The sequence below is a fragment of the Eisenbergiella massiliensis genome, from assembly GCF_003435485.1.
In genome coordinates, this window is record NZ_QVLV01000017.1 from 15,583 (window position 1) to 42,051 (window position 26,469).

Genomic DNA, 26,469 nt, shown 5'->3' on the forward strand with positions numbered 1-26,469 from the left:
TAATATACCCGCTTTCTTAAGTGTATTATTTTTTCAGAAGAAGATACTCATTTTGATATACAATTTCCAGGTTGCCTAATTGCTGCTGATTTTCTTTATATATTTCAGGATCTACTATAATTAAAGCATCGCCTTCAACTTCTGAAAAAGCATCGACGCCGCCTTCCTTGCAGTATAAATCACCGCTCAATTCGGCGGCAAGCAAACCTGCCTGTTCCCAATAATAACTGTCTTTATACTCATTATCTGTTTTCTCCACATAAATATCCATCTGATACAGCTGAGGATTTTGTTCCATTGCAGCCTTTATATCGTTTTGAAAACCGGAAATCTCCAGATTATCCAGTTCGTTTAAAGTGCTGCGGCATTCAACGCCTACGATGAGTAAAGGAATAAGCATTATTGCACAGAACAGCCCTTTTTTATTTTCAAGATATTGATATAATTTCTGGATAAGAATACCGGCAAGCATGAGCAACGGAATATAAACGGGAAAAATGTACCAGTAATAATATACATGTGAAAAGTCATATACAAAAAGCGGAATAAAAATCCACAGTAAAAAAGCCAGTATGTTATTGCTGTAACTGATTTTCTTCTTAAATAACATAAATAAAAAAATGCATGCCGCAATTACGGTAATAACAACAATAGGACGATATCCCAGCAGATAGCGTGTGAAAAAGGTATAAGAGGGGTTCGCATCTGCGGATCCTGCAATTCGTTGTGTGACATCAACTCCAAACATCTGCCCCAAAAAGTTCATTCCGTCATACTGATATCTTACAAAAGCCCATAAAAGAAGAGGGCCGAATGCACTGAGCAGAAAAAGGATATAATTCTTAATATGCAGCTTCTTCCACAATCCGGAAAAAATAAGAAAAAGTCCTCCAATTGCGAGAAGAACCAACGCATGCCAGCTTTTGGCAAGGAAGGCAAGTGAAAAAAGGAAGCCGCATAGATAGATATAATTCTGATGTTTCTGCACCTGCAGCATAAATAACAGTGCCAGCGTGAATAAAAGGATATATAGGGCATCAGCATCAGCATTTCTTCCGGCATGCCGGTAGAACAAATCGGAACAGCTGATGAAAAACAGCATGCTGGAGACAGCGGCAATCTTACCATAATGTCTGTGCATGTAATATCCTACCACAAGGAATGTTAAAAGCAGAGACAGGGCTGAATAAAAGCGCATAGAGAAAATGGAAACACCGAACAGCTTAAAGCCCAAAATGATTCCCCAGTAACTAAGTGGCGGTTTTAAATTAAAGTAATCATTTTCATAATTATAGGTATTTACAATATAATTATGATTCTTGTACATTTCATAACCGTTAACCCCATGCCGTGCTTCATCCCAGTGCTGAAGAGAAGCTACATCCAGACGGGAAAAGCATAGATAGGCAGTTATCAGGGCAAGACCAAGATAAATGAAATAAACAAAATATTTTTTTGTAAACTGCAGTAAACTTTTTCTTGACATTTATTTCCTCCAAAATGGATTCTTTTATTATACTTTTCTAATTATAGGTGATTGCAGTTAAAATGTCCATATTGGAGTACCCAGAAAAGCAGATTATGTGCTTACCCTTGCTTGACGCATAAAACCTCAGATGATATGATTATTTAGTTAAAATGTACTTTATCAATAGGATAGGATATTATGAAAATGGAAAATAAAAGGGCCGGCGGTATTTTGTATTTGGTGGTACCTTGTTATAACGAAGAAGAAGTGCTTCCGCACACTGCCGAGGTAATGCGGGATAAACTGAGACGAATGACTATACAGAATATTATATCTGTAAAAAGTAAAATTATTTTTGTGAATGACGGCAGCAGTGATAAAACCTGGAAAATTATTAGTGATTTATGCCGCTGTGACAGCATTTTTTCCGGCCTTTGTTTTTCAAGGAACTATGGTCATCAAAGTGCAATTTTAGCGGGAATGATGGCCGCCCGGGAGCATGCTGACATGGTGGTTACCATAGATGCCGACTTGCAGCAGGACATAGAAGCGCTGGATAAATTTGTAAAGTGCTATCAGGAAGGCTGTGAGATCGTGTATGGGGTAAGAAATGATCGTGATACGGATGGGTTGTTTAAAAAGCTCAGCGCAAACATGTTTTACAAATTTATGCATTTGCTGGGATGCAATGTGATGAGCAACCATGCGGATTATCGCCTTTTGTCAAAACGTGCATTGGATGCGCTTGCAGAATACCGGGAGGTAAATCTGTTTTTAAGGGGATTGATCCCTACCATGGGCTTCCAGTCAGATGTAGTGTATTTTGATGTAAAAAAACGAGAGGCAGGCCAGTCCAAATATACATTGAGAAAAATGATGACGCTTGCAACAAATGGGATTACGTCCATGAGCACCAGGCCGATACAGATAATAACTGTTCTGGGGTTTCTGGTCAGCCTGTTCAGTTTTGCCATGATTATTTATTGTATTGTTGACTGGTTCTCAGGAAGAAACGTACCCGGGTACACGACATCTTTGGTGGTATCGCTGCTGATGGGAGGACTGACAATTTTCTCACTGGGTATTGTTGGTGAATATATTGGGAAAATATACCTTGAAACCAAAGCGCGTCCCCGCTATATAATTGAATCCATTATATGGAAAGAAGCGGAAACGAATAAACAGGAAGAAAAAGAAGAGGTAGACACGGAGTGAGTAAAATAGATATTCACGCGGATGATTATGCCCTGTCCCCCAATACATCGGAGGATATACTACAATGCCTGAGGGCTGGTAAATTAAACAGTATCAGTGTTCTGACGAATATGAGCTGTTACGATGCGTATGCGGAAAAATATCAGAAGGGAAAGGCAGAATGGCCCTGCCAACCGCTTTTGGCGGTACATCTTAATTTTATGGAAGGGCATTGTGCGGCTGATCCGGAAGAAGTAAAGCATTTGGTGGACGGACAGGGATATTTTAATATTACCTGGTGGGATCTATTTCATTGGAATTATTCCCCTAAAAAGTTCATGACAATCAAAAAGGAGTTAAAAGCAGAGATTAAGGCGCAGACGGAGCGGTTCAGAGAGAAGTTTGGTGAGGATTTGCCTCTCAGGTTTGACGGCCACCAGCATACACAGATGATTCCACTATGCTATTGGGCATTGTTGGAGGTTATAGTAGAACAACACTACAGGACAGCGTATATCAGGATTACCAAAGAACCAATAATGCCTTATTTAAGGCAGGTTTCCTTATGGAAAAGCTACAGACCAATAAACTGGATTAAAAATCTTTTGCTGAATTTTTATGCACTGGGAATGGAAAGAACAATCAAGAAGAACAGGCCTTCCTGGCAGTCAGAAAATTCACCGATGTTTCTTTGGGGAGTTCTGATGAGTGGACATATGGACAGGGACAGGATAGGGATTTTACTGCCATATATGAAGAAAAAAGCGGAGGACAAGGGACGCTGCCTTGAAATATTGTTTCATCCTGGAAGCCTGCTGGAAGAGGAAGCAGGGGAAGAATTTGTAAGTGAAGGTGCAAAACAATTTTATCTTTCAGATGGCAGGTGGATTGAAAAGAATGCGGTTATGTCAATGAGGACTGAGGAGAAGTAATGAAATCGAAAAAAAACCAGCAGAAACTGTTTATCATGACAGTTATTATATCAGCTGTTTTAATCTTTATTTTTAATATGCTTACACCAATGATGTCGGACGATCTGTTTTATGCAAAGGAAGCCCAGTCAGCGGGAAGTTTTGCAGGACTGGTTCAGCAGGAATACCATCAGTATATGACATGGTCGGGCCGTTCAGTAAGCCATCTTATTCTCAGATGTTTTCTTCTTGGCGATAAAATAATATTTAATTTCTTTAATTCATTTGTTTTCGTAGGCCTTACGCTATTAATTTATTTAAATATTGAGCGCAGAAAAAAGAATGATGTTTCAGTTTATCTTCTGATCAATCTGTTGATATGGATGTTTGGGGTGGTTTTCAGACAGACTGTGTTGTGGGAAACAGGGGCATGCAATTATTTGTGGGGCTCGACAATTATCCTTGCTTTTTTGACATTATACAGGTTTTGTCTTAAACGTGTGGATTTTATAAAACACAAAATAATATGGGTGGTATTGCTATTTGTTTCCGGTATTGCAGCAGGTTGGTGTAATGAGAATACCTCCGGTGGCGGAATTCTTATGTCATTCCTGCTTACCGGATTCTATTTTTACAATAATAAAGGAAGCAAAAAGAAAAAATGGTGGATGACTGCCGGAATTGCAGGGCAGGCAATCGGATTTTTGTTTATGATTCTGGCACCGGGAAATGCGGTCCGTGCCCTGGCTCAGGAAGAAGAGCATACCGGACTTTTTGCACTGGTATCCCGGTTCCAGAAAGTAACTTTAGCAGTCAGGAATAATTTTTTGGTATTGCTTATTATTGGCATGCTGCTGGTTATCATTGTTAAATACCAGAAACAAAATATAAAAGTATTGTGGAGTGATTGCCGGGATGGTTTCCTATGGGGAATTACTTTTTTGGCTACCTGTTATGCTTTGATACTGACGCCTGAACCCATGCCGAGAGCATATTTCGGTGCAGGGATTTTTTTGATAATAGCTGTAGTTCAGTTTTATGTACACGTAGATGAAGGGGAGGCTGTTTTCCACTGTCTGAAGGCAGGGATAATTTCGGTGATGTGCCTGATAATGTTTTTTACTTACATGGAAAGCGGGGCGAATCTTGCCAGAATTTACAGGGAATATCATGAACGGGATGTGTATCTTACCGAACAGGCGGCAAATGGTGTGCAGGAGGTTACGGTACCTATGCTCAGGCCTGATTTTGAGACAAAATACAGTGATGGTTATAATTCGGATATCAAAGAAAGTCCGGAGTATTGGCTGAATAATGCATATGCCACATATTATGGATTTGACAGTGTCTCCGGTGTCCCCAGGGAAGACTGGACGGAATATTAATTGCGGGATTGCATAAAATATGGTAATATAGGACAAGCGTGGAAGCAATGCTTGTCCTAATTCATGTATAAGAAAACGGGAGCGGCCAATGTTAAAAGAACTGGAATATCCATTTGACAGTGAATTCATTTTAAAGAAATCCAAAAGCCTGAAAAGACAGCTGTTATCCGACGGAAGCCGCCGTATTAAGAAAAATATTGCGGTTTTGGGAGGCAGTACCACCCATGACGTCATTCGCATATTGGAATTGTTTCTTCTTAATCAGGGGATAGAGCCTTCTTTTTATGAATCGGAATACGGGCAATACTGGGAAGATGCTGTATTTGGAAATGAAGCCCTTAATGCCTTTCGGCCGGATATAGTTTATGTCCATACAAGTAACAGAAATATTTCCACATGGCCTTCCGTAACGGATACACCGGAAATGATAGAAGAGCTGCTGGAGCACCAATATGAACACTTCCGCAGTATGTGGGAAAAAATCAGGGAAAACTGGAGTTGTCCTATTATTCAGAATAATATGGAGTACCCGTTTTACAGGTTGTTGGGAAATCAGGATTGTGTAAATTCTGGAGGCAGGACCTTTTTTGTCAACCGTTTGAATGAAAAATTTGCCGCATATGCCAGAGAAAACAGTAATTTTTACATTAATGACATTAATTACCAGTCAGCGGTTTACGGCCTGGATGAATGGGCGGATACTTTTTACTGGCACATGTATAAGTATGCGCTGTGCCTGAAGGCGGTACCCTGGCTTACACACAATATTGCTAATATTATCAAGTCTATTTATGGTAAAAATAAGAAATCACTGGTGCTTGATCTTGATAATACTTTATGGGGAGGTATTGTGGGAGATGACGGGGTGGAAAATCTGGAAATCGGACCGGAAACCTCGATGGGACAGGTATATGCGGAATTTCAGGGATATGTTAAATCTCTGAAAGATATAGGCGTTATGCTGAATGTAAATTCTAAAAATGAGGAAGAAAATGCGCTTGCTGGCCTGAACCATCCTGACGGATTGGTTAACCCGGATGATTTTATTATCATTAAAGCGAATTGGGAGCCTAAGAGTGAAAATATGCTGGCGATTGCTCACGAGCTTAACATATTGCCGGATAGTCTTGTGTTTGCGGATGATAATCCGGCAGAGCGGGAAATTGTCCGGGAAAATGCACAGGGTGCCGCGGTTCCCGAAATTGGAACTCCGGAACAGTATATCAGGGTTCTTGACCATAATGGATATTTTGAAGTCACACAGCTTTCGGAGGATGACCGGAAGCGGAATGAAATGTATAAGGCTAACGCATTGCGGACAAAGCAGCAGGCGTCCTTCACCGATTATGGTGAATATCTGACTTCTTTGGGAATGCGTGCGGTTATAAGGCCCTTTGAAGCCCTTTATATGGCCCGAATTGCCCAGTTAACGAATAAGAGCAATCAGTTTAACCTGACGACCAGACGGTATTCACAGGCGGAAATTGAGCTGCTTGCCCAAAAGAAGGAGTATGTTACCCTGTATGGCAAGCTGGAAGATAAATTCGGCGATAATGGCGTGGTCTCAGTTATCATCGGCCATGAGGAAGAAGGGCCGGTAAAAGCGCTTCATATTGATCTTTGGCTGATGAGCTGCAGGGTTCTGAAACGTGATATGGAGTTCGCCATGATGGACTGTTTGGTTGGAGAATGCAAAAAAAGAGGTATAACTACTGTCTATGGTTATTATTATCCTACATCTAAGAATGGGATGGTAAAAGAGTTTTATGGCCTTCAGGGATTCGAACAGATAAGTAGTACAGAAGGAAACACGGTCTGGAGGTTTGAAATAGCAAAGGACTACGAGAATAAAAATAAATATATAAAAATTATGGAAAATGAATAGGCCGTTATACGGTGGGATGGAGGAAAAAATGACAAGAGAAGCAGTTTTTGAAACTTTAAATGAAGTATTCAGGGATGTTTTCGATGATGAAAACATTAGTGTTACAGAAAACACTACATCAAATGATATTGAAGACTGGGATTCCCTGGAGCATATTAATCTTTTAGCAGCAGTGGAGCAGGAATTTGGTGTAAAATTTAATATGGGACAGGTAGTGTCTATGAAAAATGTGGGAGAGATGGCAGATATTATAATAAGCCAGTTAAATGACTGAGCGGAACAGAAGAGAAATAATCCGGAAAGGAACTAAATTTTGGGTATAACATCCTTTTACTTTCTTGTATTTTATGGGATAGTTTTAATTTTGTATTATGTTCTCCCCAAAAGGTGGCAGTGGGGAGTTCTCCTTATAGCCAGCATTTTTTATTATCTTTGTTCCGGAAACGCGATCCTGATACTTTATCCGCTTCTGGCTGTGGCGGTAAGCTTTGCCGGAATTTATTGGATGACGAAAGCACAGGAAGAAGAGGCCCTGCTGAAGGAACGAGGGAAGGATGCGGCGAAGCGGCGTAAAGCGGCGCTTCTTTTTGTGATCTTTGCAAATGTGGCGGCGTTATTTTTTCTGAAATATATTAATTTTGGTATTCATACGATTAATGCCGCTGCTTCTTTCTTTGGCGCCGGGAAAGATATTCTTTCCGGTTTTAACTGGCTCGTACCTTTAGGCATATCCTATTATGCGCTTTCGTTAATAGGATATGTTGTAGATGTTTATTTTGGAATTGCTGTGCCGCAGAAAAATCCAGCCAAGCTGGCTTTGTACGGGATGTTTTTTCCTGTGATGGTGTCAGGCCCTATTTTACGTTACAGAGAGGATGGGGAACAGTTCTTTGAACCGCATCCGTTTGATTATAAACAAGTAACGCAAGGTATGCAGCGGATGCTTTGGGGTTTTTTTAAGGAACTGGTGATATCTGAGAGGATGGCGCTGATTGTTAATACGATTTATGGTAATTACGAGGCATATCCCGGGGTATATATCTGGTTAGGAACAGTAGCTTTTGCATTTCAGCTATATACGAATTTTTCCGGTGGTATGGATATTGTATTAGGATTGGCCCAGACCTTCGGACTGAAGCTGCCGGAAAATTTCAGAAGGCCGTTTTTTTCTAAGAACATATCTGAGTATTGGCGCAGATGGCATATTTCGTTGGGTGTGTGGATGAAAGAATATGTTTTTTATCCATTGCTGCGTTCTTCTTTTTTTACCAGACTGAGTAAGGATATGAGAAAGAAGCTTGGGAAAAAGAGAGGAAAGCAGATAACAACATTTGCTGGTATGTTTCTTTTGTGGTTTTCAGTAGGTATTTGGCATGGTGGGGACTGGAAATATATTATTGGTTCCGGTCTGCTGCACTGGTTTTATATTGTCAGCGGCGAATTGCTTGAACCCTGGTATTTAAAATGTATGGAAAAACTGCACATTAATCCTAAAGCTCGTGCAGTGGATATTTTACGGATTGTCAGAACTTTTTTCCTTGTAAATATTGGGTTTGTGTTTTTCAGGGCATCCAGCGTGGGAGATGCATGGAAAATGCTGAAATCAGCTGCGACTGTGTTTAATCCGGGGATTTTAATCGGAGGGCAGATTTTTGAATTGGGATTGGACTGGATAGAGTTTACGATTGCGGTCGTATCCCTGCTGATTCTGTTTGGTGTATCGTTAATGCAGCGTAAGGGCGATGTGAGGGAACGGATTAGGGAAAAAGCGATGCCTGTCCGATGGCTCATCTGGTATGCATTGCTATTCTATGTGATTTTGCTGGGATATTATGGGCCGGGCTTTAGCACGGCGGAATTTATTTACCAGGGGTTCTAGAATTGGTTAGGCACAGTAACCTGTGAGGAGATGGATATGGATAAAATTGCAGTTTTAATTCCATGCTATAACGAGGAGAAAACAATAGAAAAGGTGGTAAAGGATGCGCATGAGGCGCTTCCGGAAGCCGTGATTTATGTATATGACAATAATTCCAGTGACAGGACAGTGGAACTGGCTAGTAAGGCAGGCGCTGTTATCCGTTATGAACGAAAACAGGGAAAGGGCAATGTAATCCGGAGGATGTTTCGTGAAATTGATGCGCGCTGTTATATCATGATTGACGGGGATGATACCTATCCATTGGAATATGCAAGGGAAATGGCGGATAAAGTATTGCTGGAAGGTTCGGATATGGTAGTTGGAGACAGATTGTCCTCTACTTATTATCAGGAGAACAAGCGCCCATTTCATAACATGGGAAATGGCCTGGTAAAAGCGAGCATTAATATGCTTTTTCATTCGGATATAAGGGACATTATGACGGGCTACCGTGCTTTCAGCTATCAGTTCGTTAAGACCTTTCCTGTATTATCCAAGGGATTTGAGATAGAGACGGAAATGACAATTCATGCGGTCTATAATAATATGCAGGTGGATAACGTGGTGGTGAATTATCGGGATCGGCCTGCGGGGAGTGAATCCAAACTGAATACGTATACAGATGGCATAAAGGTCTTGAATACTATATTGAAAATGTTCAGACAATATAAGCCGTTAGCATTTTTCTGTATTGTAGCTGTGGTTCTGACGGTTCTTTCCGTTGGTTTTTTTGTCCCAGTATTTATTGATTTTTTAAAAACCGGAATGGTGGATAAATTTCCCACGCTTATTGTCTGCGGCTTTGTGGAGCTTGCGGCGCTGCAGTCAGTTTTTGCAGGTTTGATTCTTCACAATATCGGTATAAAAGGAAGAAGAGATTTTGAACTTCAGCTGAATGATATTGAAGACAGATATCAGGTTAAAATAAAGGAGATGTGAAAATCTGGTTACCTTAAGATTTTATGAATACCATTGCGGGCGAATTTAAAAAAGCATATACTTATATAGGAGAAAAGACAGATATATTGTCTGTGGAATTACAGACAGGAGGATGAACAATGGATATACGGATAAAAAGAAAGAAGACCTTGCTGGCTTTGCTGTTGGTAGTGTCAGTCATGTTCTCTGCTTGTGGAAAACAAGAAACGGCAAGTACAGATACGGATGACATTGATGAGTTAAAGGCACAGATTGAATCATTGGCAGCGGAGAACGAAGAATTGAAGCAGCAGCTGGAGAAGTTTACTGCGGAAGAAAGTCAGCCCGCAGAAACGGAAATGGTGCAGGCTACGGAAACCGTGCCGCAGGAAGAAACGGTTCAGGAGGAGGTTCCTCAGGAAGACAGACTGAATATTGTGGTGTTTGGTGACAGTATCTGGGATATGGACAGAGGGGATACGGGTATTGCTGCCCAGGTTGCTAATTATATGAATGCAGATGTGTATAATTGTGCAGTAGGCGGCAGCAGAGCAACATTGAAGGATGGGGAGTCACCGGATAATTTTGAAAAGTGGGATTCTTCATCACTTATGGGAATGTGCAATATACTTGCCGGAAAGGTTGATCCTGAATTTTTGGAAGGTTATCCTGCCGGAGGTGTTATTCGGAACGTAAATCCTCAGACCGTTGATTATTATATTATTGCTTATGGGTTGAATGATTATTTTTCCGGTGCTCCGATAGCAGTCGAGGGAAGTGACAGTTGGGATGCACACGGCTATGCCGGTGCTTTGCGGAATGCGATTTTATTGTTAAGTCAGATCAGTCCGCAGGCTAAGGTACTATTGATTTCACCTACCTATTGTCAGTTTTATAAAGATGGGGCTATGTACACCGACAGTAATATGAAGGATTACGGACAGGGAACGCTGACACAGTATGCGAATGCAGCAAGGAATGTTGCGGAAACAAATAACACATTATATATTGATGCATACAGTACGATGGGGATAACTCCATATACGGCAGATCAGTATTTGGAGGATGGTGTTCATCTTACGATAGAAGGACGCTCCCTATATGCAAAAGCAGTTGCAAGCTGTCTAAAATATGGAAAACCTGGTGAGGTTTCCGGAAACTCTGTTTATTATTAATTATCTTAAAATAAAAGCTTACAGCAAGGACCCTTTTGGGCGTGGCTGTAAGCTTTTATTATGCAATCAATGAGAGGCCAGATAGGCGCTTAGTTCAGGAACTTCTTCCATTAAAAGATTTGTAAAATAAATGGCACCTTCCGGATTTAAGTGGTCCGCATCTCCAAAATACTGGAGATTGGTTTCAAAACGTTTATCATGAGAATAATCATAATAGGATACTCCTTGTGTTACTGCTATTTCATTAATAGTAGTATAAAAGTCATATAAAAACTGGTCGGAGACATATTGATTGTAATAAACAGTAAAAGGGGTGGTGATTAAAACCGGTGTAACCTTTTTTGATTTGCATAGCAGAATCATATTAATTAATTCCTGTTTTTTATCATCCTGAAAATAATCGGTTTTATTTTCAAAATGCCTCTGATATCTGGCATAACCCTTGGCTTCAAATTCCTGTATTTTTTCGGCGCCATATATTTCTTCAGGGGAAACCGGGGCAGGGTCTGGGGTAGGTATGTTTTCGGAGGAAAGCCCCATTTCGTTGTCAGATATCGTGTTGCCGGACATCCCTTCTTCCATGTTTGCTTCTGCGGCATAAACAATATTCTGCCTGTTTTCCGACAAGGATGGGAAGGTAATCGGCGGTTTAAACAGCTCAAAGATTTTATCACCGGCAGAAAGTATAGGAAAGCGAATTGCCACAAGATCCTTGTACAGACTGTAATCCGGATTATACTGCGGAGATAATATCCGGTAGTAACGTACGCTGATTGCTTCAATATCCTCCGGAGTTACCGCCTCTGAGTTAAAAGAGAAGTAGGAAACCGGTATAAATACAATGCCTCCTTCAGCTAAGTCATTTTGATGCATGTTAAGAAGGGCATAGTCATATTTATAGGGTTGGCTGGCAAGTGCAAAATTAAAGCATTTAAAGTTACGTTCCTTAGTCAGGGAATCCCAGTTAAAGGCGGCATCACCATGAGAACTTCCCATGTTTGCAATCTGTATGCCCTCCGGAACAAAATTAAATTTATTGACTTCAGCTATTGGATCGCTGGTTTTCTGTTCATACATAATATCAAGATAAAACAGGCAGCAAAGTGTAAGGCAAACAGCAAGGACACTTTTAACAATAAAAGATTTCATAAGTTATTTATCTTAGAATTGCATATAAATGAATTCTGTGGATACTCCTTTCTCAGAAAAAAGCAGGATAACCAGTAACAGGAATAAATAAACAGGCCATCTGATAAAGAAGCGCTGTCTGGAAATAAATGTGATAACATCAGTTTTTAAGGATGCCAAATCATACAAAAACAGAAGAACAAGCGGAAGGCAGTTATATGACAAATGACTGAAGGTCAGTCCCATCTGCAACGCACAATCCTGGATATATGTGGGAAATTGTGTGATACCGTCAAACATATTGGAAATCACATAAAATGCATCCTGGATGGTAACAGCACGGAAAAATATCCATGCAAAGCAAACAAGCAGGAAGGTACATGGAACAGTGATAAGGCATAGCAGAAAGTGATAATGCTTATTCCTTTGGAAGGGGCTTTTTTTAGAATTCCATGGGAAAAAACCTTCAATAATCTGGAATACTCCATGAAGTCCGCCCCATAATACATAGTTCCAGCTTGCGCCATGCCATAATCCGCTTACCAGAAAGGTAATCAGTATGTTTAAAGAATGTCTTACTTTTCCAACTCTGTTGCCGCCTAAAGGTATATAAATATAATCCCGCAGCCAGGAGGACAGGGAAATATGCCATCTTCCCCAGAAATCTTTAATAGAAGAGGCAAAGTATGGAGCCTTGAAGTTCTGTGTCAGGTTAATTCCAAGTATTTTGGCAGAACCAAGCGCAATATCGGTATAGCCTGAAAAGTCACAGTAAAGCTGTATGGCAAAGAAAAATGTGGCAAGAATAAGCGAAAGGCCTTTATAGGAAGGTAAATCATTATATACCTGATTTACATATACGGAAAGGCTGTCTGCAAGAACCAGTTTCTTGAAATAGCCCCAGGCCATTTGTTTCAGGCCATATGAAGCCTGTCCATATTGAAAAGTATGTCTGGAGTGCAGCTGGGGAAGAAGTTTTTTTCCTCTTTCTATAGGTCCCTGCATAACCTTGGGAAAGAAAGAAATATAAACGGCATAAATGCCTAAATGTTTTTCTGCATGAATATCACCGCGGTATACATCTACCAGATAACTAATGACCTGAAAAATATAAAAAGATATCCCAATAGGAAGCGCCAGCTTCAACGTAAACGGCTGTATGGGAATCGATATTTTCTGAAACAGCAAAGCAATATTCTCTGTAAAAAAATTAAAATATTTGAAAAAGAATAAAATTGCTATACAAATTATTACCGAGACCGTAAGCAGCGTCCTGGAATAAAGTGTACCGTTATGTCTTCCTTCCATTAACAAAGCAGCAGCATAGGAAACAAGTGTGGTAAGAAGTATCACTGCAACATACTGAGGCCCCCAGCTTATATAAAAATAATAACTGGAAAGAAGAAGAATAATCCAGCGGAATTTCTGCGGCATTATCCAGTATAGAATAAAAACAATGGGGAGAAAAAGGGCATAGCTGAAAGAGTTAAATAGCATAAAAATTACCTTTCCTGTTATTATCTCAGAGGATAAAGAATTATGATGTATAAAGTAATGTATTATATTATACTACGTGCTTGGAAAAATATACAAGTAACATACCTTTAATATTTCTTTAAGATTGCGCTCCATGTATCGCAGAATATCGAGAAATACTATCTTTTATGCCAAAATTCGATATTAATGTTTTCTATACTATATGTAGTATGATATAATTACATATGTAAATATTATTATAGGAATAACGGTATATATATGAAATATGATAAAATTATACTCGGGGCCGGAATATATGGTTTATATGCGGCCTTATTTTGCGGTAACAGGGGTGAAAAAATCCTGGTAATTGAATGTGATACAAAAGCCTTTGGGAGGGCTACTTATATTAATCAGGCCAGAGTTCATATGGGATACCATTATCCGCGCTCCCTTTCAACAGCTATGAAATCAGCAGGGTATTTTGAACGATTTAACAAAGATTTTTCTTTTTGTATCAATCGGGAATTTAATCAGGTGTATGCTACATCTGCGCGGCTGTCCTGGAGTGATGCTGTGCAATTTAAAAAATTCTGTGAGGCGGCCAGGATACCCTGTGAGGAAATAGAACCCGGAAAATATTTTAATAAAGGGATGTGCGATGGTGCGTTTTTAACAAAAGAATATACGTATGATGCTATGATTTTGAAAGATTATTTTCTGGATAAGATCTCAGCGCTAAAAAATGTTGAAATTAAATATGCCTGTCATACGCAGTCTATAGCGAAACGGGATGATGTTTATGAGGTACATACAAATCAGGGGATTTTCACAGCCCCTTTTTTGCTGAATGCAACGTATGCGTCTTCCAATCAGATATTAAAGCTGGCGGGAGAAGAGAAGTTTGGAATAAAATATGAGTTGTGTGAAATAATTTTATGCCGGACGAACCATAAATTGGAGGGAGAAGGAATAACAGTTATGGATGGTCCCTTCTTTTCAATTATGCCATTTGGCAAAACAGGAATGCACTCACTTACATCTGTTACCTTTACCCCTCATAATACGAGCTACAGCGAAACACCGGTTTTTGAATGCCAGAGCAGGAGCCATAACTGTTGTACCAGGGAATATCTGGGAAATTGTAATGAATGTCCTGCAAAACCTGCTTCGGCTTATCCATATATGTCGGGGCTGGCAAGAAAATATATGAAGAGCGAGTATGAATTTCAATATGAGAATTCGTTGTATTCGATGAAGCCAATCCTGAAAAGTTCTGAGATTGATGATTCCAGACCTACGGTAATCAGGGTACACAGTAAGAATCCTTCCTTTATAAGTGTCCTTTCAGGAAAAATCAATACGGTATATGATTTGGAGGATGTATTAACAAATGAATGAGAAGCAAAAATGTTTTCTTTCCGCGGTAGCATATGTTCATAATAATGAAAACTGTGCAGGTGTTTTCCTGAAAAAGATTTATGAGGTATTAAAAAATAATTTTGAGCATTTTGAAATAATCTGTGTTGACGATGCATCAAGTGACAGAAGCCATGAAGCTATTAAGGAGGTTGCTGCGGGTTTGACGGATACGACGGTTAACTTATTGCATATGAGTTATTACCAGGGTATTGAGTTATCCATGAATGCGGGGACAGATCTTGCAATTGGCGATTATGTATTAGAATTTGATACGGTAGAAATGGATTATCCATCTTCGTTAATTATGGATATTTATATGGAATCCTTGAAAGGGTATGATATTGTAAGTGCATCCCCTGCAAGAAGACAGAAATTTACTTCTTCATTTTTCTATAAAATATTCAATATGGGGGCAGCCGGCAATTATAAGATGAGGACAGAAAGCTTTCGTATTTTATCCAGAAGAGTTATAAACCGGGTTTCCAGTATGAATAAAACGATACCATACAGAAAAGCAGTATATGCAGCCAGTGGCCTGCCTATAAAAAATATGCAGTATGAATGTACAGGAGAACGGCTGAAGGGAAGAGATAAGCTGGAGGACAGATACAGAAAGAATCTGGCTGCAGACTCACTGATTTTGTTTACGGATTTGGGTTATCTTTTTTCAATCAGAATGACGCTTATTATGATGGTAATTGCATTACTGATGGGGGTATATGCGATGGTGTTTTACATATGTGGTAATCCGATTGAGGGCTGGACAACAACAATACTGTTTATGGCGTTTGCTTTTTTCGGGCTGTTTGGAATTTTGACTATAATTGTAAAATATCTGTCTGTGATAGTTAATCTTGTATTCAAAAGACAGCAGTATATGGTTGACAGAATAGAGAAGATTACGAAATGAGAGGATATTAAAAGATGAATGTTTTGGTTGGACATACAGGTTTTGTCGGAAATAATCTTTATCGATACGGCAGTTTTGAATTGGGTGTAAACTCGGGCAGTGTCCGGGAGGCTTACGGAACAAAACCGGATCTCTGTGTCTATGCCGGACTGCGGGGGGAAAAATACCTGGCGAATCAGCAGCCGGAAAAAGACTGGCAGATGATTGAACAGGCGAAGGAAAATATCAGAATGATCAAGCCGCAAAAACTGGTTTTGATATCAACAATAGATGTATTTAAAAGTCCGCTGGCGGTCTATGAAGATTCTGCCATAGATATGGATGGTTTGCAGCCATATGGATATAACCGAAGAGTATTGGAAAATTGGGTGAGGGAAAATTATCCGGAGGCTTTGATTGTCAGGCTTCCTGGTTTGTTTGGTGAGGGTATAAAGAAAAATTTTATTTATGATATTATTAATGTCATCCCGTTTATGTTGTCAGAAACAAAAATGGGAGAATTAAGCAGCCAGGAGGCAGCGATTGAGGAGTACTACGAGATACAGGATAATGGGTTCTGGAAATGCAGAAATTTGAATGAAGGAGAGAAAAATGCTCTGAGGAATATTTTAAGCCGTGTAAATTTCAGTGCGCTTCAATTTACGGATAGCAGAAGTGAATTTCAGTTTTATCCACTGAAAAGGTTATGGTCTGATATTAAGATTGCTTTGGAAAATAAAATCGAATTGCTGCATACGGCGACAGAACCTATTTCTGCAGGAGAAATTTATAAGTTTCTTTACGGAAGGGAATTTATGAATGAAACTGCCGGTGTGCCGGCTAAATATGACTATAGGACCAGGTATAGCGGGCTTTATAAACGGGACGGTGGATATATTATGGGTAAGGAAGAAGTGCTTTTAGAAATCCAAAATTTTGTTAAGAGTACAAAAATCTGTTGATATGGAAAAATTAAATAGTCTTATAAAAAAAAAGCGGATGCGGGAAAGCCTTTATGTATGTGTGCTCCTGTCTATGGTACTATTGCTGACATGGACTTATTTCAGCAATCCGTTCGATAAAAAGAATTATAATTTTAATAACTTTGAGGCTGTTTCGGAGGCCTTGGCTATTGGCCCTTTTGTGGCGGAAAGATCGGGTATATCGCCGCTGGACGAGGGCTATGGCCTGGGGTATTATCATGAAAATACGGGAGATACCACATCCTATTGGACGGATACGCTGAGCTTATACCGCGGTGAAACAGCATATTTAAGTAATGAAGATTTTCTGGATGGATATGGGCTGAGAGGAGATCTCCTTGCATTTTCTGCAAATTTATATACAGATACCTACTATATTCCGGGAAATTATTTTCTGTTTTCGGATGGAAGCAAGGCTGTTATCACCAAAGTAGAAAGAAAAGATAATATATGCTATACAACAGTAAATGCCGGAATGAAACTTGACAGAGAGAAAAACGGAAGCCTTTCAGAAATAAAGCTGTTTGATGCTTCGGGAAAGGAACTGCCAAAGGGGATATTCTCTGAGTATCCTTCTCAGATAGGACTTCAGGGAAGGGCTTTCCGTATTTTGGCACGTGTTTTTCCTTATGAAAGCGCGGTGACCTGGTTCCATTTATTAACGGCTGCCGCGATGGCCTTGGTCGCTGTTGTCATATTATTTCTTTTGAACAGGAAATTTGGTATAGGAATGGCGGTGGTTTGGGGCGCGGTTTTTCTGCTGTCTCCATGGATAGTACAGTTTGCAAGGAATCTTTATTGGGTGGAATTTACCTGGTTTTTGCCAATGTCATTTGGATTGTTATGTTCAGTCTATGCGGATAACAAAAAAATTGTGGGTATCAGCTGTATTGGGGTTTTTTTATCCGTATTTTTGAAAAGTGCATGTGGTTATGAATATATAACTACAGTTATGATGGGAACAATCCTTTTTTTGATGGCAGATGCCGGAACTGCTTTGCTAACAGATAAAAAAGAATTTCCTGAAATTTTCAAGCGGATTCTTTTGGTTGGTATTGCGGCGTTGCTGGGATTTTTGGCTGCTGTTTGTATTCATGCCTATATCAGGGCCGATGGTGATATCTGGAGAGGACTCTGTTCTATTTATGAGAAAAACGTGCTTGAGAGAACCTGGGGGGGAAATCCGGAGGATTTTCCTGAATCGGAGAGAGCTTCTTTAGAAGCCTCTGCCTTGACAGTTTTAAAGCTGTATTTTCATTTTGACACCTCCTTGATTATGGGTATAAGTGGAAAACTTTTTGGCGGATTGTGTATTTTATCGGTGCTGGCATTATTTTGTGGAATTTGGAAGGATAAAATACGGGGGAAAAAAGACAAAAGTACACTTTATATGTTCTTTTTGTTGTTTTCAGCTTTTTTGACCAGTGTCTCTTGGTTTGTTTTAGGAAAAGCACATTCTTATATCCATACACATATGAATTTTGTGATGTGGTATTTTGGTTTTATACAGCTTCTGATTTATATACCATTGCGTATGCTTTGGATAAAACTGAAGGGATATATTCTGAGAAAAAAGAGGAAGAGGTAATTTTATGAAACTGTCAATTTCAAATATAGCCTGGAGTCCGCAAGTGGATGATGAGATGTATCGTTTCCTGCAGGAATCTGGATACTCGGGGATTGAAATTGCTCCTACCAGATTATTTCCAGATGCTCCTTATGCTCATTGTGGTGAGGCGCAGGCCTTTGCTGTTTGGCTGAAAGAGACATATGGTTTGGCTGTTTCTTCTATGCAGTCAATATGGTATGGAAGAAAAGAAAAGTTGTTCGGTACTGTTGAAGACAGGTTGGTTCTTACAGAATATACGAAGAAGGCAATCGATTTTGCGTCACAGATCGGATGTGGCAATCTGGTGTTCGGCTGTCCTAAAAACCGGTGGGCGGAAAAAGAAGAATTAAAGGAAAGTGCAGAGCCTTTTTTTAAGGAGCTGGGAGATTATGCATTAGAAAAAGGGACTGTGCTGGCTATGGAGGCGAACCCTCCGATTTACAATACTAACTATATAAATACCACCACAGAGGCATTGGCGCTGGTAAAAAAAATAGGCAGCAAAGGTTTTCTTGTAAATCTGGATTTGGGTACTATGATTGAAAATAAGGAAGCTTTGAACGTGATAGCTGAGGATATCAATTTAATCAATCATGTCCATATCAGTGAACCTAATCTGAAAAAAATTTCTGAACATCCTATACATAAAGAAATCGCCGGATTGTTGAGAAATATGGAATATACAGGTTATATATCTATTGAAATGGGGCGCCAGGAAAATGTTCAGGTTACGAAAAAAGTAATAGAATATGTGAGGGAAATTTTCGGATGATTGCATATGAGAGACGGGATGGTGTTCCGCGATTTGAGGCATATGAGCTTGATGTAAAAAAAAGCAGGTATTGTGTTCTGATTCCTGTAATTAATGAGGGGGAGCGTATCCTTCAAGAGTTAAAAAGGGCAAGGCACTATAATGTAATGTCATGTGCGGATGTGGTTCTGTGTGACGGCGGTTCGACGGATGGTTCTATGGAACAGAAAAAGCTGCTGAAGCTGGGTGTAAATACTCTTTTAATTAAGCGTGATGAAGGGCGTCAGGGAGCCCAGCTGAGAATGGGAATCTGGTGGGCGCTTCAGCGAGGTTATGACGGGGTAATAACGATTGATGGAAATAATAAGGACAGTATAGAAGATATTCCCCGGTTTATTGAAAAACTGAATGATGGGTATGATTTTATCCAGGGGTCACGATTCCTGAAGGGCGGGCATGCAATTAATACGCCTTTAATCAGGCTGATATCAGTCAGATTGATTCATGCGCCTCTTATATCATTAACGGCGAGGCAGCGTTTTACGGATACTACAAATGCTTACAGGGCATATTCCAGAAGATATCTGGAAAATCCTGAGGTTTGTCCATTGAGGGATATTTTTATATCATATGAGCTGCTTGCATATCTGTCTGTACGGGCCACTCAGCTTGGGATGAAAGCATGTGAGATTCCTGTAACACGGCGATATCCAAAAGAAGGAAAAACACCTACCAAGATAAGCTTTTTTAAAGGGAATTACGAACTGATGAAAATTTTAGTTACCAATTTATTTGGAGGATATAATCCTTAATTAATTGTTCAGTCTGTTGAGGGGGACAGATGAAAGCTAAAGGTGATGAGTTAAAAAAAGGGAGAGTAAATGAATATGATCTCCTTAGAGTTACAGCAACAATTTTGGTAGTAATCGGGCATAGTTGTTATCTGGTTATGGGAGGCGTACACTATGAAGTTCCCGCAGACAGTTCTTGGGTGTATGATTCGAATTTATTTCGGATAATCAGATTTTTAAGCGGATGGGTGTATGGATTCCATATGCCGCTTTTCTTTCTTCTATCAGGTGCGGTTTATCGTCTAAAGGAAGAAGACGGATTAAAAAGGCTGGCATGTAATAAACTGAAAAGACTGATAATACCGTATTATTTATGCGGCCTGTTATTTATGCTTCCGGTAAAATTGATGACAGGATATTATAATGCGGATAATTATAATGAAGCAGTTGTAAAATTTCTGGTTGGTAAAGGCGATGGGCATCTTTGGTTTTTACCAGCCTTATTTTGGTGTTTTATTATTTTTTGGTGCCTTCACCGATTGGTCGGGAAAAGAAATATCTATCCGGTCCTTGTGCTTGCTGCGCTTATTCAGTATTTCCATGGCCAGCTGCCATTTGATTTTTTCCTTTTTAAGAGAGGAATGGGGTATTTGTTTTGGTTTGTATTAGGCTATTGGTTTGATGGGGTGAGAAAGAAGTTGTCAGAATATTCATATTATGAGTATGGAGTGTGTAAGTTTTTATTTTTGCTTGAAATAATGATATTAGATATTAAGATAGATTTTCTGAATGATTTTTTCGTCATAATTATTTGTAGCTATGCAGTTTATTTGCTATGCATAATTTTGGTTAAAAAATATGAAGAATTGTGTGAACGGTGGGGGTTTCGTTTGTTATTGAGGCATAGTATGCATATATATTTATTTCATGATCCGCTGGAATATGCGGTACTGTTAGCTGCATTCTCCTATGGCTGGCTGAGTTCAAGGCTGGGGTGTTTGGCTTACATGGGAATGAGGATTATCGGAGTTATAATTTTGTCTGTGGTTATGGGATATATCGTTGATAAACTAATAAGTAAGTTGCTTAAAATTTCTTGACATTTCTGTAAATCAGATTATAATACACACAAGTGAGGGGAAAACTAAATAAAAAATTTTTTCATACACTGCTGGAACAGGAGGCAAAATGAAAAAGGATTATTCCCCTACAAAAATGCTGAGAAAAGACAAGCCAGATTCTTTCTCAGCTGTTTTACTTGGCATATGTCTGTGTTTTTATCTCTTCTTCGCATTTTATGATGGTGCGGTTATTTGTGTGGACTCTCCGGGCTACATCAGCATGCGGCTTTCAAGAGAACCCTTTTATCCGCTGTTTCTTGCTTTTTTTCGAAAGCTTTTTTCTTCGTTTCCCAATGATTTTTACCTGACGGCCGTTGCTTTTTTTCAAAGCGGGCTTATGGCTTTTGCTACATGGACGTTGGTGAGGTATCTTTGGAAGGAGCTTCGGCTTCCGAAGGCTGTGGCGCTTGTTGCGCTGGCTATGCCGCTTGGGGTTTCGTTTTTGTGCCGGTTTGCCGCAAAGAGGGAATCTATGTATTCTAACAGTATTTTGACGGAAGGGATTGTTATTGCGCTGTATCTTTTGTTTTTCCGCTATCTCCTGGAATACTGTCTGCATCAGAACAGAAAAAGTCTGATTTTAAGCAGCATACTTGTTTTTGTTATGGTATCAACAAGAAAACAGATGTTTATGACATTGGCGCTGCTGATTATTTGTGTGGTGGCTGTGAATATATTCCGCAAAAAGACCCTTTGGGGGATTGGAACTGTAATACTGTGCACACTGGGAATCTTGGGCTGTTCTATGCTTCTTGATGTTGGATATAACTATATTTTGCGTGGAAATGCAGTACGCCACACCAATGACAGCCGGTTTGTTACAACAATGGCGTTTTATACGGCGGATAGAAGTGATGCGGAATATATCAAAGATGAAGAGGTCAGAACACTTTTTCTGGAGATTTATGATGTTTGCGAGGAAAAGGGATATCTGAAGCACAGTGCCGGAGAAGGATGGTTTAACCGGGTAACGCATTTTGGCGATTATTATGACTGTATACAGATTGATACCATGGGACCGATGATTACACAATATGTGCAGGCGAATTATGGTGGAGGAGAGGTGGAAGAAGGGAAAAAGGTGGATCAGATTATGCGGACGATTAATGTGTCGGTTATGCCGCATAATGCGTTGAATATCATAGGCTCCTTTTTGGATAATGTTCTTTCCGGTCTGATAACGACTGTCGCTAAACGGAATATTTTATTAAACTGGTATAGTTTTTTCCTCTATATTATTTATGTTATTCTGCTTATCTGGAATGTGAGGATCAGAGGGCATGAAAAGACAGCAGTATTGGCAGGACTTACACTTCTTGCAATTGTAGGGAACGTGACGCTTGTTTCTCTTGTAATCTTCTGCCAGACCAGGTATACGATATATAATATGGGGCTGTTTTATATTTGTATGGTAGTGATGCTTTATAATCTGTTCAGGCATTGGCGTTTGGCTTCTGAGAAAACAAAATAAAGGAGTTGTATATATTTTCCGGTTTTTACGTTTTTTCTTGTAAAAATCCATGGATTGGGCTAAACTGATTTATGCATAGCATATCCTGCAGCGGGATTTGCTGTAGTGGCAAATCAACTGGTTAAATTTAAAATTCCATGGAGTACTCATATGCTTTTTAATTCTTATATATTTCTGTTCCTGTTTTTACCATTTTGCCTGGGCGGGTTTTATCTGTTCGCCCATTGGGGGAAGTCTGTGCCTGCCAAGCTGTGGCTGACAGGCTTTTCTTTGTGGTTTTATGGGTATTTTAATCCCAGCTATCTGCTGATTATGATTTTCAGTATTCTTTTTAATTATGTTTGCTTTCGGCTGATAAATGCAACGGGGCCAAACAGGAGCCGTATAATGATGGCGGCGGGTGTTCTGTGCAATCTGGGAATTCTTTTTTATTTCAAGTATTTTGACTTTTTTATTGAAAATGTAAATGTCGTATTTGGTACTTCGTTTTTGCTGAAGGGAATCCTGCTTCCGCTGGGAATCAGTTTTTTTACCTTCCAGCAGATTGGTTTTCTTGTGGACACTTACCGGGGGGAAATCAGGGAGTGCAGTTTTTTGGATTATGCGCTGTTTGTCTCCTTTTTCCCGCAGCTGATTGCGGGGCCGATTGTGAATCACAATGAAATGATGCCGCAGTTTGATAAAATCGGGAAGCAGAAGCTGGATTGGGATCGGTTTGCCGGGGGCGTATTTTTATTTACACTGGGAATGGTGAAGAAGGTTTTGGTCGCGGATACGTTTGGGAAAGCGGTGAACTGGGGGTATGCCAATGTTCTGAACTTAAGCGGAGTGGACAGTGCGCTGCTGATTCTTTTTTATGTGCTGCAGCTGTATTTTGATTTCAGTGGCTACTGTAATATGGCCAGGGGGCTGGGCTGGCTCTTTGGGATAGAGATTCCTGTGAACTTTAATTCGCCGTATAAGGCTGTGAGCATCGTGGATTTCTGGAAACGGTGGCATATTACACTGAGCCGTTTTTTTACCAAAAATGTATATATTCCATTGGGCGGGAACCGAAAGGGCAGAGGACGGATGTACTTTAATTTGTTCCTGATTTATCTGCTCAGCGGTATCTGGCATGGGGCCGGATGGACTTTTGTATTGTGGAGTGTGACGCAGGGGGTTCTGTACATAGTAACCCGGATGTGGCAGCTGCATCAGAAGGAAAAGAGGGAAAAGAGCGGCAAAGCAAAGGCAGCGGGGCCGGTTAGAGGACAGGTGGTTAAAGTTGCCGGGGTTTTATTTACCTTTGTTTATTTCAGTCTGACCTGTGTCTTTTTCCGATCCGAGACAGTGGGACAGGCACTGGAAATTTTCAGGCATTTGTTTACGGGTGGGATTGCTCTTCCTGCGGAGGCGATGATGCAGTCCTTCAATCTGGATGAATTCTGGTATGTGATAAAGCTGCTGCATTTGGACAGCCTGCCATACAGTCAGATGTATTTGGGAGGTATCATTACAGTGGTGACTATGGCGGTGGTGTTTTTTGCACCGAATGCGGATGAAGTGGCGGTGAGGTTCCGGCCCAAGGCCTGGAATGCGCTGGTGACGGCAGGGCTCTTTCTGTGGTGTGTGCTGTCGCTTTCAGGGGTCAGCAGTTTCCTGTATTTTAATTTCTGATGCGGGCTGTTTTCAGAGAAGCGGGTATGAGGGAGTGCGGCTTGTCCGTGACAATGTATGAGAGGTATGTGGATGAAACCTTGTAAAAGATGGCTGCTCTTGTTTTGCAGTATTCTCCTGGCAGGCTTTCTTGCGATAGCTGCTATAGTGATATATGTGGATCCTTTTTTTCAGTATCATAAACCCCTGGCTTATTTTCCCTATAAGGTGGATAATCAGCTGAGCCAGAATCCGGGGATGGCCCGCCGGCTGGATTATGACAGTGTTCTGTTAGGCTCCTCCATGACGGCAAGCTTTGACACGGACTGGTTTACGGAGGTGATGGGGCTGCAGACGGTGAAGCTGAGCTATAACGGCGCGTTTCCTAAAGATGAGGCCAACATAATGGATATTATTTTTGACGCGAAAGGGGATTCGGTGAAAAAAATATTCATGGCCGTGGATCAGGGGGCGTTTTCAGCGGATACGGAGACGACGAAATATCCGATTCCGGAATATTTGTATGATAAAAATCCTTTTAATAATGTGCAGTATCTTTTTAATAAGGATGTGCTGCTGAATTATATTTTCAAGCCGTTGGTGGATCCTACGGAGAGGACGGACTGGACACAGCTGTATAAGCCGTGGTGGACGGATCAGTACTATACGAAGGCCAATGTGCTGATGTATTATGTTCCGGCGGAGGAAGCGGAGGAGGAGATGCCGGAGGATGCGTTTGTGTCCGGTATTCAGGCAAATCTGGAGGCCAATATTATTCCCTTTGTTGAGGCTCATCCGGAAACGGAATTCATTTTCTGGTATCCGCCGTACAGTATTCTTTACTGGAATGATGTGATGCGGCAGAAGGAGCTGGATGCGGTTATCAGAGAACTGGATTATATGACGGAAAAACTGCTTGCGTATGATAATGTAAGGGTATTCTGTTTTCAGAACAACAGGGATATCGTATGTAATCTGAATAATTATGCAGATTATACGCATTATCATGCGGATGTCTGCCGGTATATTGTGGAGTGCTTTGAAAATGGAGAGGGAGAACTGACTGAGGATAATTATAAAGCGGTTTTGGAGGACCTGCGCGAGTTGGCGGCGGGTTATGATTACGAAGCAATTTATGACAACTGGTATGATTAGGCTGTTGTTTATGTGACTTGGGAAGTAACTGTGAGGGAACTGAGCAGTTGCCTGCAGGAAGATAAAGAGAGGTTTTTACATGATTGCAAAAGTACTGATTACCTTTGGGGTTCTGTTTGCGGCTCCTTTTTGCATGGGGCTGATTCCGGCCCGGTTCATGCCCGGGGGGCGGAGAAAAAAGAATCCGATTCTGATTTATCTGGCTGGTTTTTTCCTTGCGCTGGCAGTTTTTCAGATAATTGCTGTGCCTGTCATTTTGATGAAGCCCTGGGGATTTCCCATAATAGTAAAGCTTTATTCCGGCGCGCTTATTTTGCTGTCGGCAGCAGGTTTGTTTTTCGGGAGGAATGTGCTGGGGGATTTGGCGGAGAACGGCAGAGAGCTTTGGGAGGGCAGGCGCAGGCCGTCTGTGGAAACGGCTCTTTACTGGATTCTGGCGGGCGGACTGGTACTCTTTCAGATTTATATGGCATATACAAGGGCGTCCTTTGACGGGGATGATGCGTATTATGTGGCGCAGTCTGTAATTGCGGAGCAGTCGGATGTACTTTACCGGATTTTGCCGTATACAGGCCTTACGACAACGGTGGATGTGCGGCATGCGTTGGCGTCGCTGCCTATATGGGAGGCGTATCTGGCAAGGATGACGGGAATACATCCGGCGATTATTGCTCATTCGGTGCTGCCGCTTGTGCTGATACCGGTAACCTATCTTTTGTATTATTTGATTGGAAGAAGGCTGTTTGGCAAAGAGAACCGCAGGCTGGCAGTGTTTATGATTCTTGTAAGTGTGCTGCAGATTTTTGGGAATACTTCCATTTACACAAATGCAACATTTTTCCTGATGCGTACATGGCAGGGGAAGTCTATATTGTGTAATATGGTGCTGCTGGCGGTGCTGTGGTGTTTGCTGAATCTGTGGGATATGAAGTCTGCTGTCGGAGAGAAAAAGGAGAGCCAGTGCGGCTGGTGGATTCTGTTATGTTCGGTCAATGTGGTGGCGGCCATGGCGACTACTATGGGGGCTTTCCTGACGGGGCTGCTGATTGCCGTGACAGGTCTTGTTATGGCGGTGAGAGACAGACGTCCGGCAGTGCTTCCCAAGCTTGCGGCAAGCTGCATTCCCTGTATTGTGTATCTGGCGGTTTACTTGGTTCTGGTCTGAAAGGATGAAAATA

At 40.7% G+C, this 26,469-nt stretch carries 22 protein-coding genes; 19 read left to right on the top strand and 3 right to left on the bottom strand.

The annotated features are described in order from the left end of the window. Positions 1-25 precede the first annotated feature (25 nt). Positions 26-1,486: an ArnT family glycosyltransferase gene (locus DXC51_RS20200; RefSeq protein WP_025488539.1), complete on the bottom strand. Its 1,461-nt coding sequence runs from the start codon at positions 1,484-1,486 to the stop codon at positions 26-28. Between the two features lie 180 nt (positions 1,487-1,666). Between DXC51_RS20200 and DXC51_RS20205 the strand changes: the two genes are divergently transcribed. The 8 genes from DXC51_RS20205 (at position 1,667) to DXC51_RS20240 (ending at position 10,857) form a co-directional block, all read left to right on the top strand. Then, entirely contained in the window at positions 1,667-2,683 is a 1,017-nt protein-coding gene (locus DXC51_RS20205; RefSeq protein ID WP_044914623.1) for a glycosyltransferase family 2 protein, read from the top strand. Further along, on the top strand, positions 2,680-3,594 hold the full coding sequence (locus DXC51_RS20210) for a ChbG/HpnK family deacetylase (RefSeq protein WP_117545252.1): 915 nt from the start codon (positions 2,680-2,682) through the stop codon (positions 3,592-3,594). Before DXC51_RS20205 ends, DXC51_RS20210 begins: the two co-directional genes overlap by 4 nt. Next, positions 3,594-4,958, top strand: a complete 1,365-nt coding sequence (locus DXC51_RS20215; RefSeq protein WP_117545253.1) for a DUF3329 domain-containing protein — start codon at positions 3,594-3,596, stop codon at positions 4,956-4,958. The genes DXC51_RS20210 and DXC51_RS20215 overlap by 1 nt, the downstream gene beginning before the upstream one ends. 88 nt (positions 4,959-5,046) lie before the next feature. After that, complete coding sequence (locus tag DXC51_RS20220) at positions 5,047-6,843, top strand: HAD-IIIC family phosphatase (protein ID WP_117545254.1); 1,797 nt, start codon at positions 5,047-5,049, stop codon at positions 6,841-6,843. A gap of 28 nt (positions 6,844-6,871) precedes the next feature. Then, positions 6,872-7,117, top strand: a complete 246-nt coding sequence (locus DXC51_RS20225) for an acyl carrier protein (protein WP_117545255.1) — start codon at positions 6,872-6,874, stop codon at positions 7,115-7,117. Between the two features lie 231 nt (positions 7,118-7,348). Then, positions 7,349-8,722, top strand: a complete 1,374-nt coding sequence (locus tag DXC51_RS20230) for an MBOAT family O-acyltransferase (RefSeq protein ID WP_243003240.1) — start codon at positions 7,349-7,351, stop codon at positions 8,720-8,722. A 36-nt stretch (positions 8,723-8,758) separates the two neighbouring features. After that, entirely contained in the window at positions 8,759-9,703 is a 945-nt protein-coding gene (locus DXC51_RS20235) for a glycosyltransferase family 2 protein (protein ID WP_117545257.1), read from the top strand. A gap of 119 nt (positions 9,704-9,822) precedes the next feature. Next, entirely contained in the window at positions 9,823-10,857 is a 1,035-nt protein-coding gene (locus DXC51_RS20240) for a GDSL-type esterase/lipase family protein (protein WP_117545258.1), read from the top strand. A gap of 66 nt (positions 10,858-10,923) precedes the next feature. Here DXC51_RS20240 and DXC51_RS20245 read toward each other — a convergent pair whose 3' ends face one another. Both DXC51_RS20245 and DXC51_RS20250 read right to left on the bottom strand, forming a co-directional pair. Beyond that, positions 10,924-12,006, bottom strand: a complete 1,083-nt coding sequence (locus DXC51_RS20245; RefSeq protein ID WP_117545259.1) for a D-alanyl-lipoteichoic acid biosynthesis protein DltD — start codon at positions 12,004-12,006, stop codon at positions 10,924-10,926. A 12-nt stretch (positions 12,007-12,018) separates the two neighbouring features. Continuing rightward, complete coding sequence (locus DXC51_RS20250; RefSeq protein WP_235930926.1) at positions 12,019-13,173, bottom strand: MBOAT family O-acyltransferase; 1,155 nt, start codon at positions 13,171-13,173, stop codon at positions 12,019-12,021. 567 nt (positions 13,174-13,740) lie between these two features. Between DXC51_RS20250 and DXC51_RS20255 the strand changes: the two genes are divergently transcribed. From DXC51_RS20255 to DXC51_RS20305, 11 genes are all read left to right on the top strand, one after another. Then, on the top strand, positions 13,741-14,862 hold the full coding sequence (locus DXC51_RS20255; protein WP_117545261.1) for an FAD-dependent oxidoreductase: 1,122 nt from the start codon (positions 13,741-13,743) through the stop codon (positions 14,860-14,862). Next, entirely contained in the window at positions 14,855-15,793 is a 939-nt protein-coding gene (locus tag DXC51_RS20260) for a glycosyltransferase (RefSeq protein WP_117545262.1), read from the top strand. The genes DXC51_RS20255 and DXC51_RS20260 overlap by 8 nt, the downstream gene beginning before the upstream one ends. Before the next feature lie 14 nt (positions 15,794-15,807). Continuing rightward, a complete protein-coding gene (locus tag DXC51_RS20265; RefSeq protein ID WP_117545263.1) occupies positions 15,808-16,734 on the top strand; it encodes an NAD-dependent epimerase/dehydratase family protein in 927 nt (308 codons plus the stop codon). Positions 16,735-17,365: 631 nt separating this feature from the next. Further along, positions 17,366-18,343: a hypothetical protein gene (locus DXC51_RS29310; RefSeq protein WP_147332384.1), complete on the top strand. Its 978-nt coding sequence runs from the start codon at positions 17,366-17,368 to the stop codon at positions 18,341-18,343. A 4-nt stretch (positions 18,344-18,347) separates the two neighbouring features. Next, positions 18,348-19,136 carry a sugar phosphate isomerase/epimerase family protein gene (locus tag DXC51_RS20275; protein WP_117545265.1) on the top strand — a complete coding sequence of 263 codons (789 nt, stop codon included), beginning with the start codon at positions 18,348-18,350 and terminating at the stop codon, positions 19,134-19,136. After that, positions 19,133-19,927 (top strand): glycosyltransferase family 2 protein, encoded by a 795-nt coding sequence (locus DXC51_RS20280; protein WP_044914626.1) that lies wholly within the window; start codon positions 19,133-19,135, stop codon positions 19,925-19,927. The genes DXC51_RS20275 and DXC51_RS20280 overlap by 4 nt, the downstream gene beginning before the upstream one ends. 29 nt (positions 19,928-19,956) lie before the next feature. Further along, positions 19,957-21,006 (top strand): acyltransferase family protein, encoded by a 1,050-nt coding sequence (locus DXC51_RS20285; RefSeq protein ID WP_117545266.1) that lies wholly within the window; start codon positions 19,957-19,959, stop codon positions 21,004-21,006. A gap of 88 nt (positions 21,007-21,094) precedes the next feature. Beyond that, positions 21,095-22,498 (top strand): hypothetical protein, encoded by a 1,404-nt coding sequence (locus tag DXC51_RS20290; protein ID WP_117545267.1) that lies wholly within the window; start codon positions 21,095-21,097, stop codon positions 22,496-22,498. Between the two features lie 150 nt (positions 22,499-22,648). Next, complete coding sequence (locus tag DXC51_RS20295; RefSeq protein ID WP_117545268.1) at positions 22,649-24,157, top strand: MBOAT family O-acyltransferase; 1,509 nt, start codon at positions 22,649-22,651, stop codon at positions 24,155-24,157. Between the two features lie 72 nt (positions 24,158-24,229). Then, entirely contained in the window at positions 24,230-25,291 is a 1,062-nt protein-coding gene (locus tag DXC51_RS20300; protein WP_117545269.1) for a hypothetical protein, read from the top strand. Between the two features lie 79 nt (positions 25,292-25,370). Further along, the gene (locus tag DXC51_RS20305; RefSeq protein WP_117545270.1) at positions 25,371-26,456 is read left to right on the top strand and encodes a DUF6077 domain-containing protein; all 1,086 of its coding nucleotides are present in this window, start codon (positions 25,371-25,373) and stop codon (positions 26,454-26,456) included. Positions 26,457-26,469: the final 13 nt, after the last annotated feature.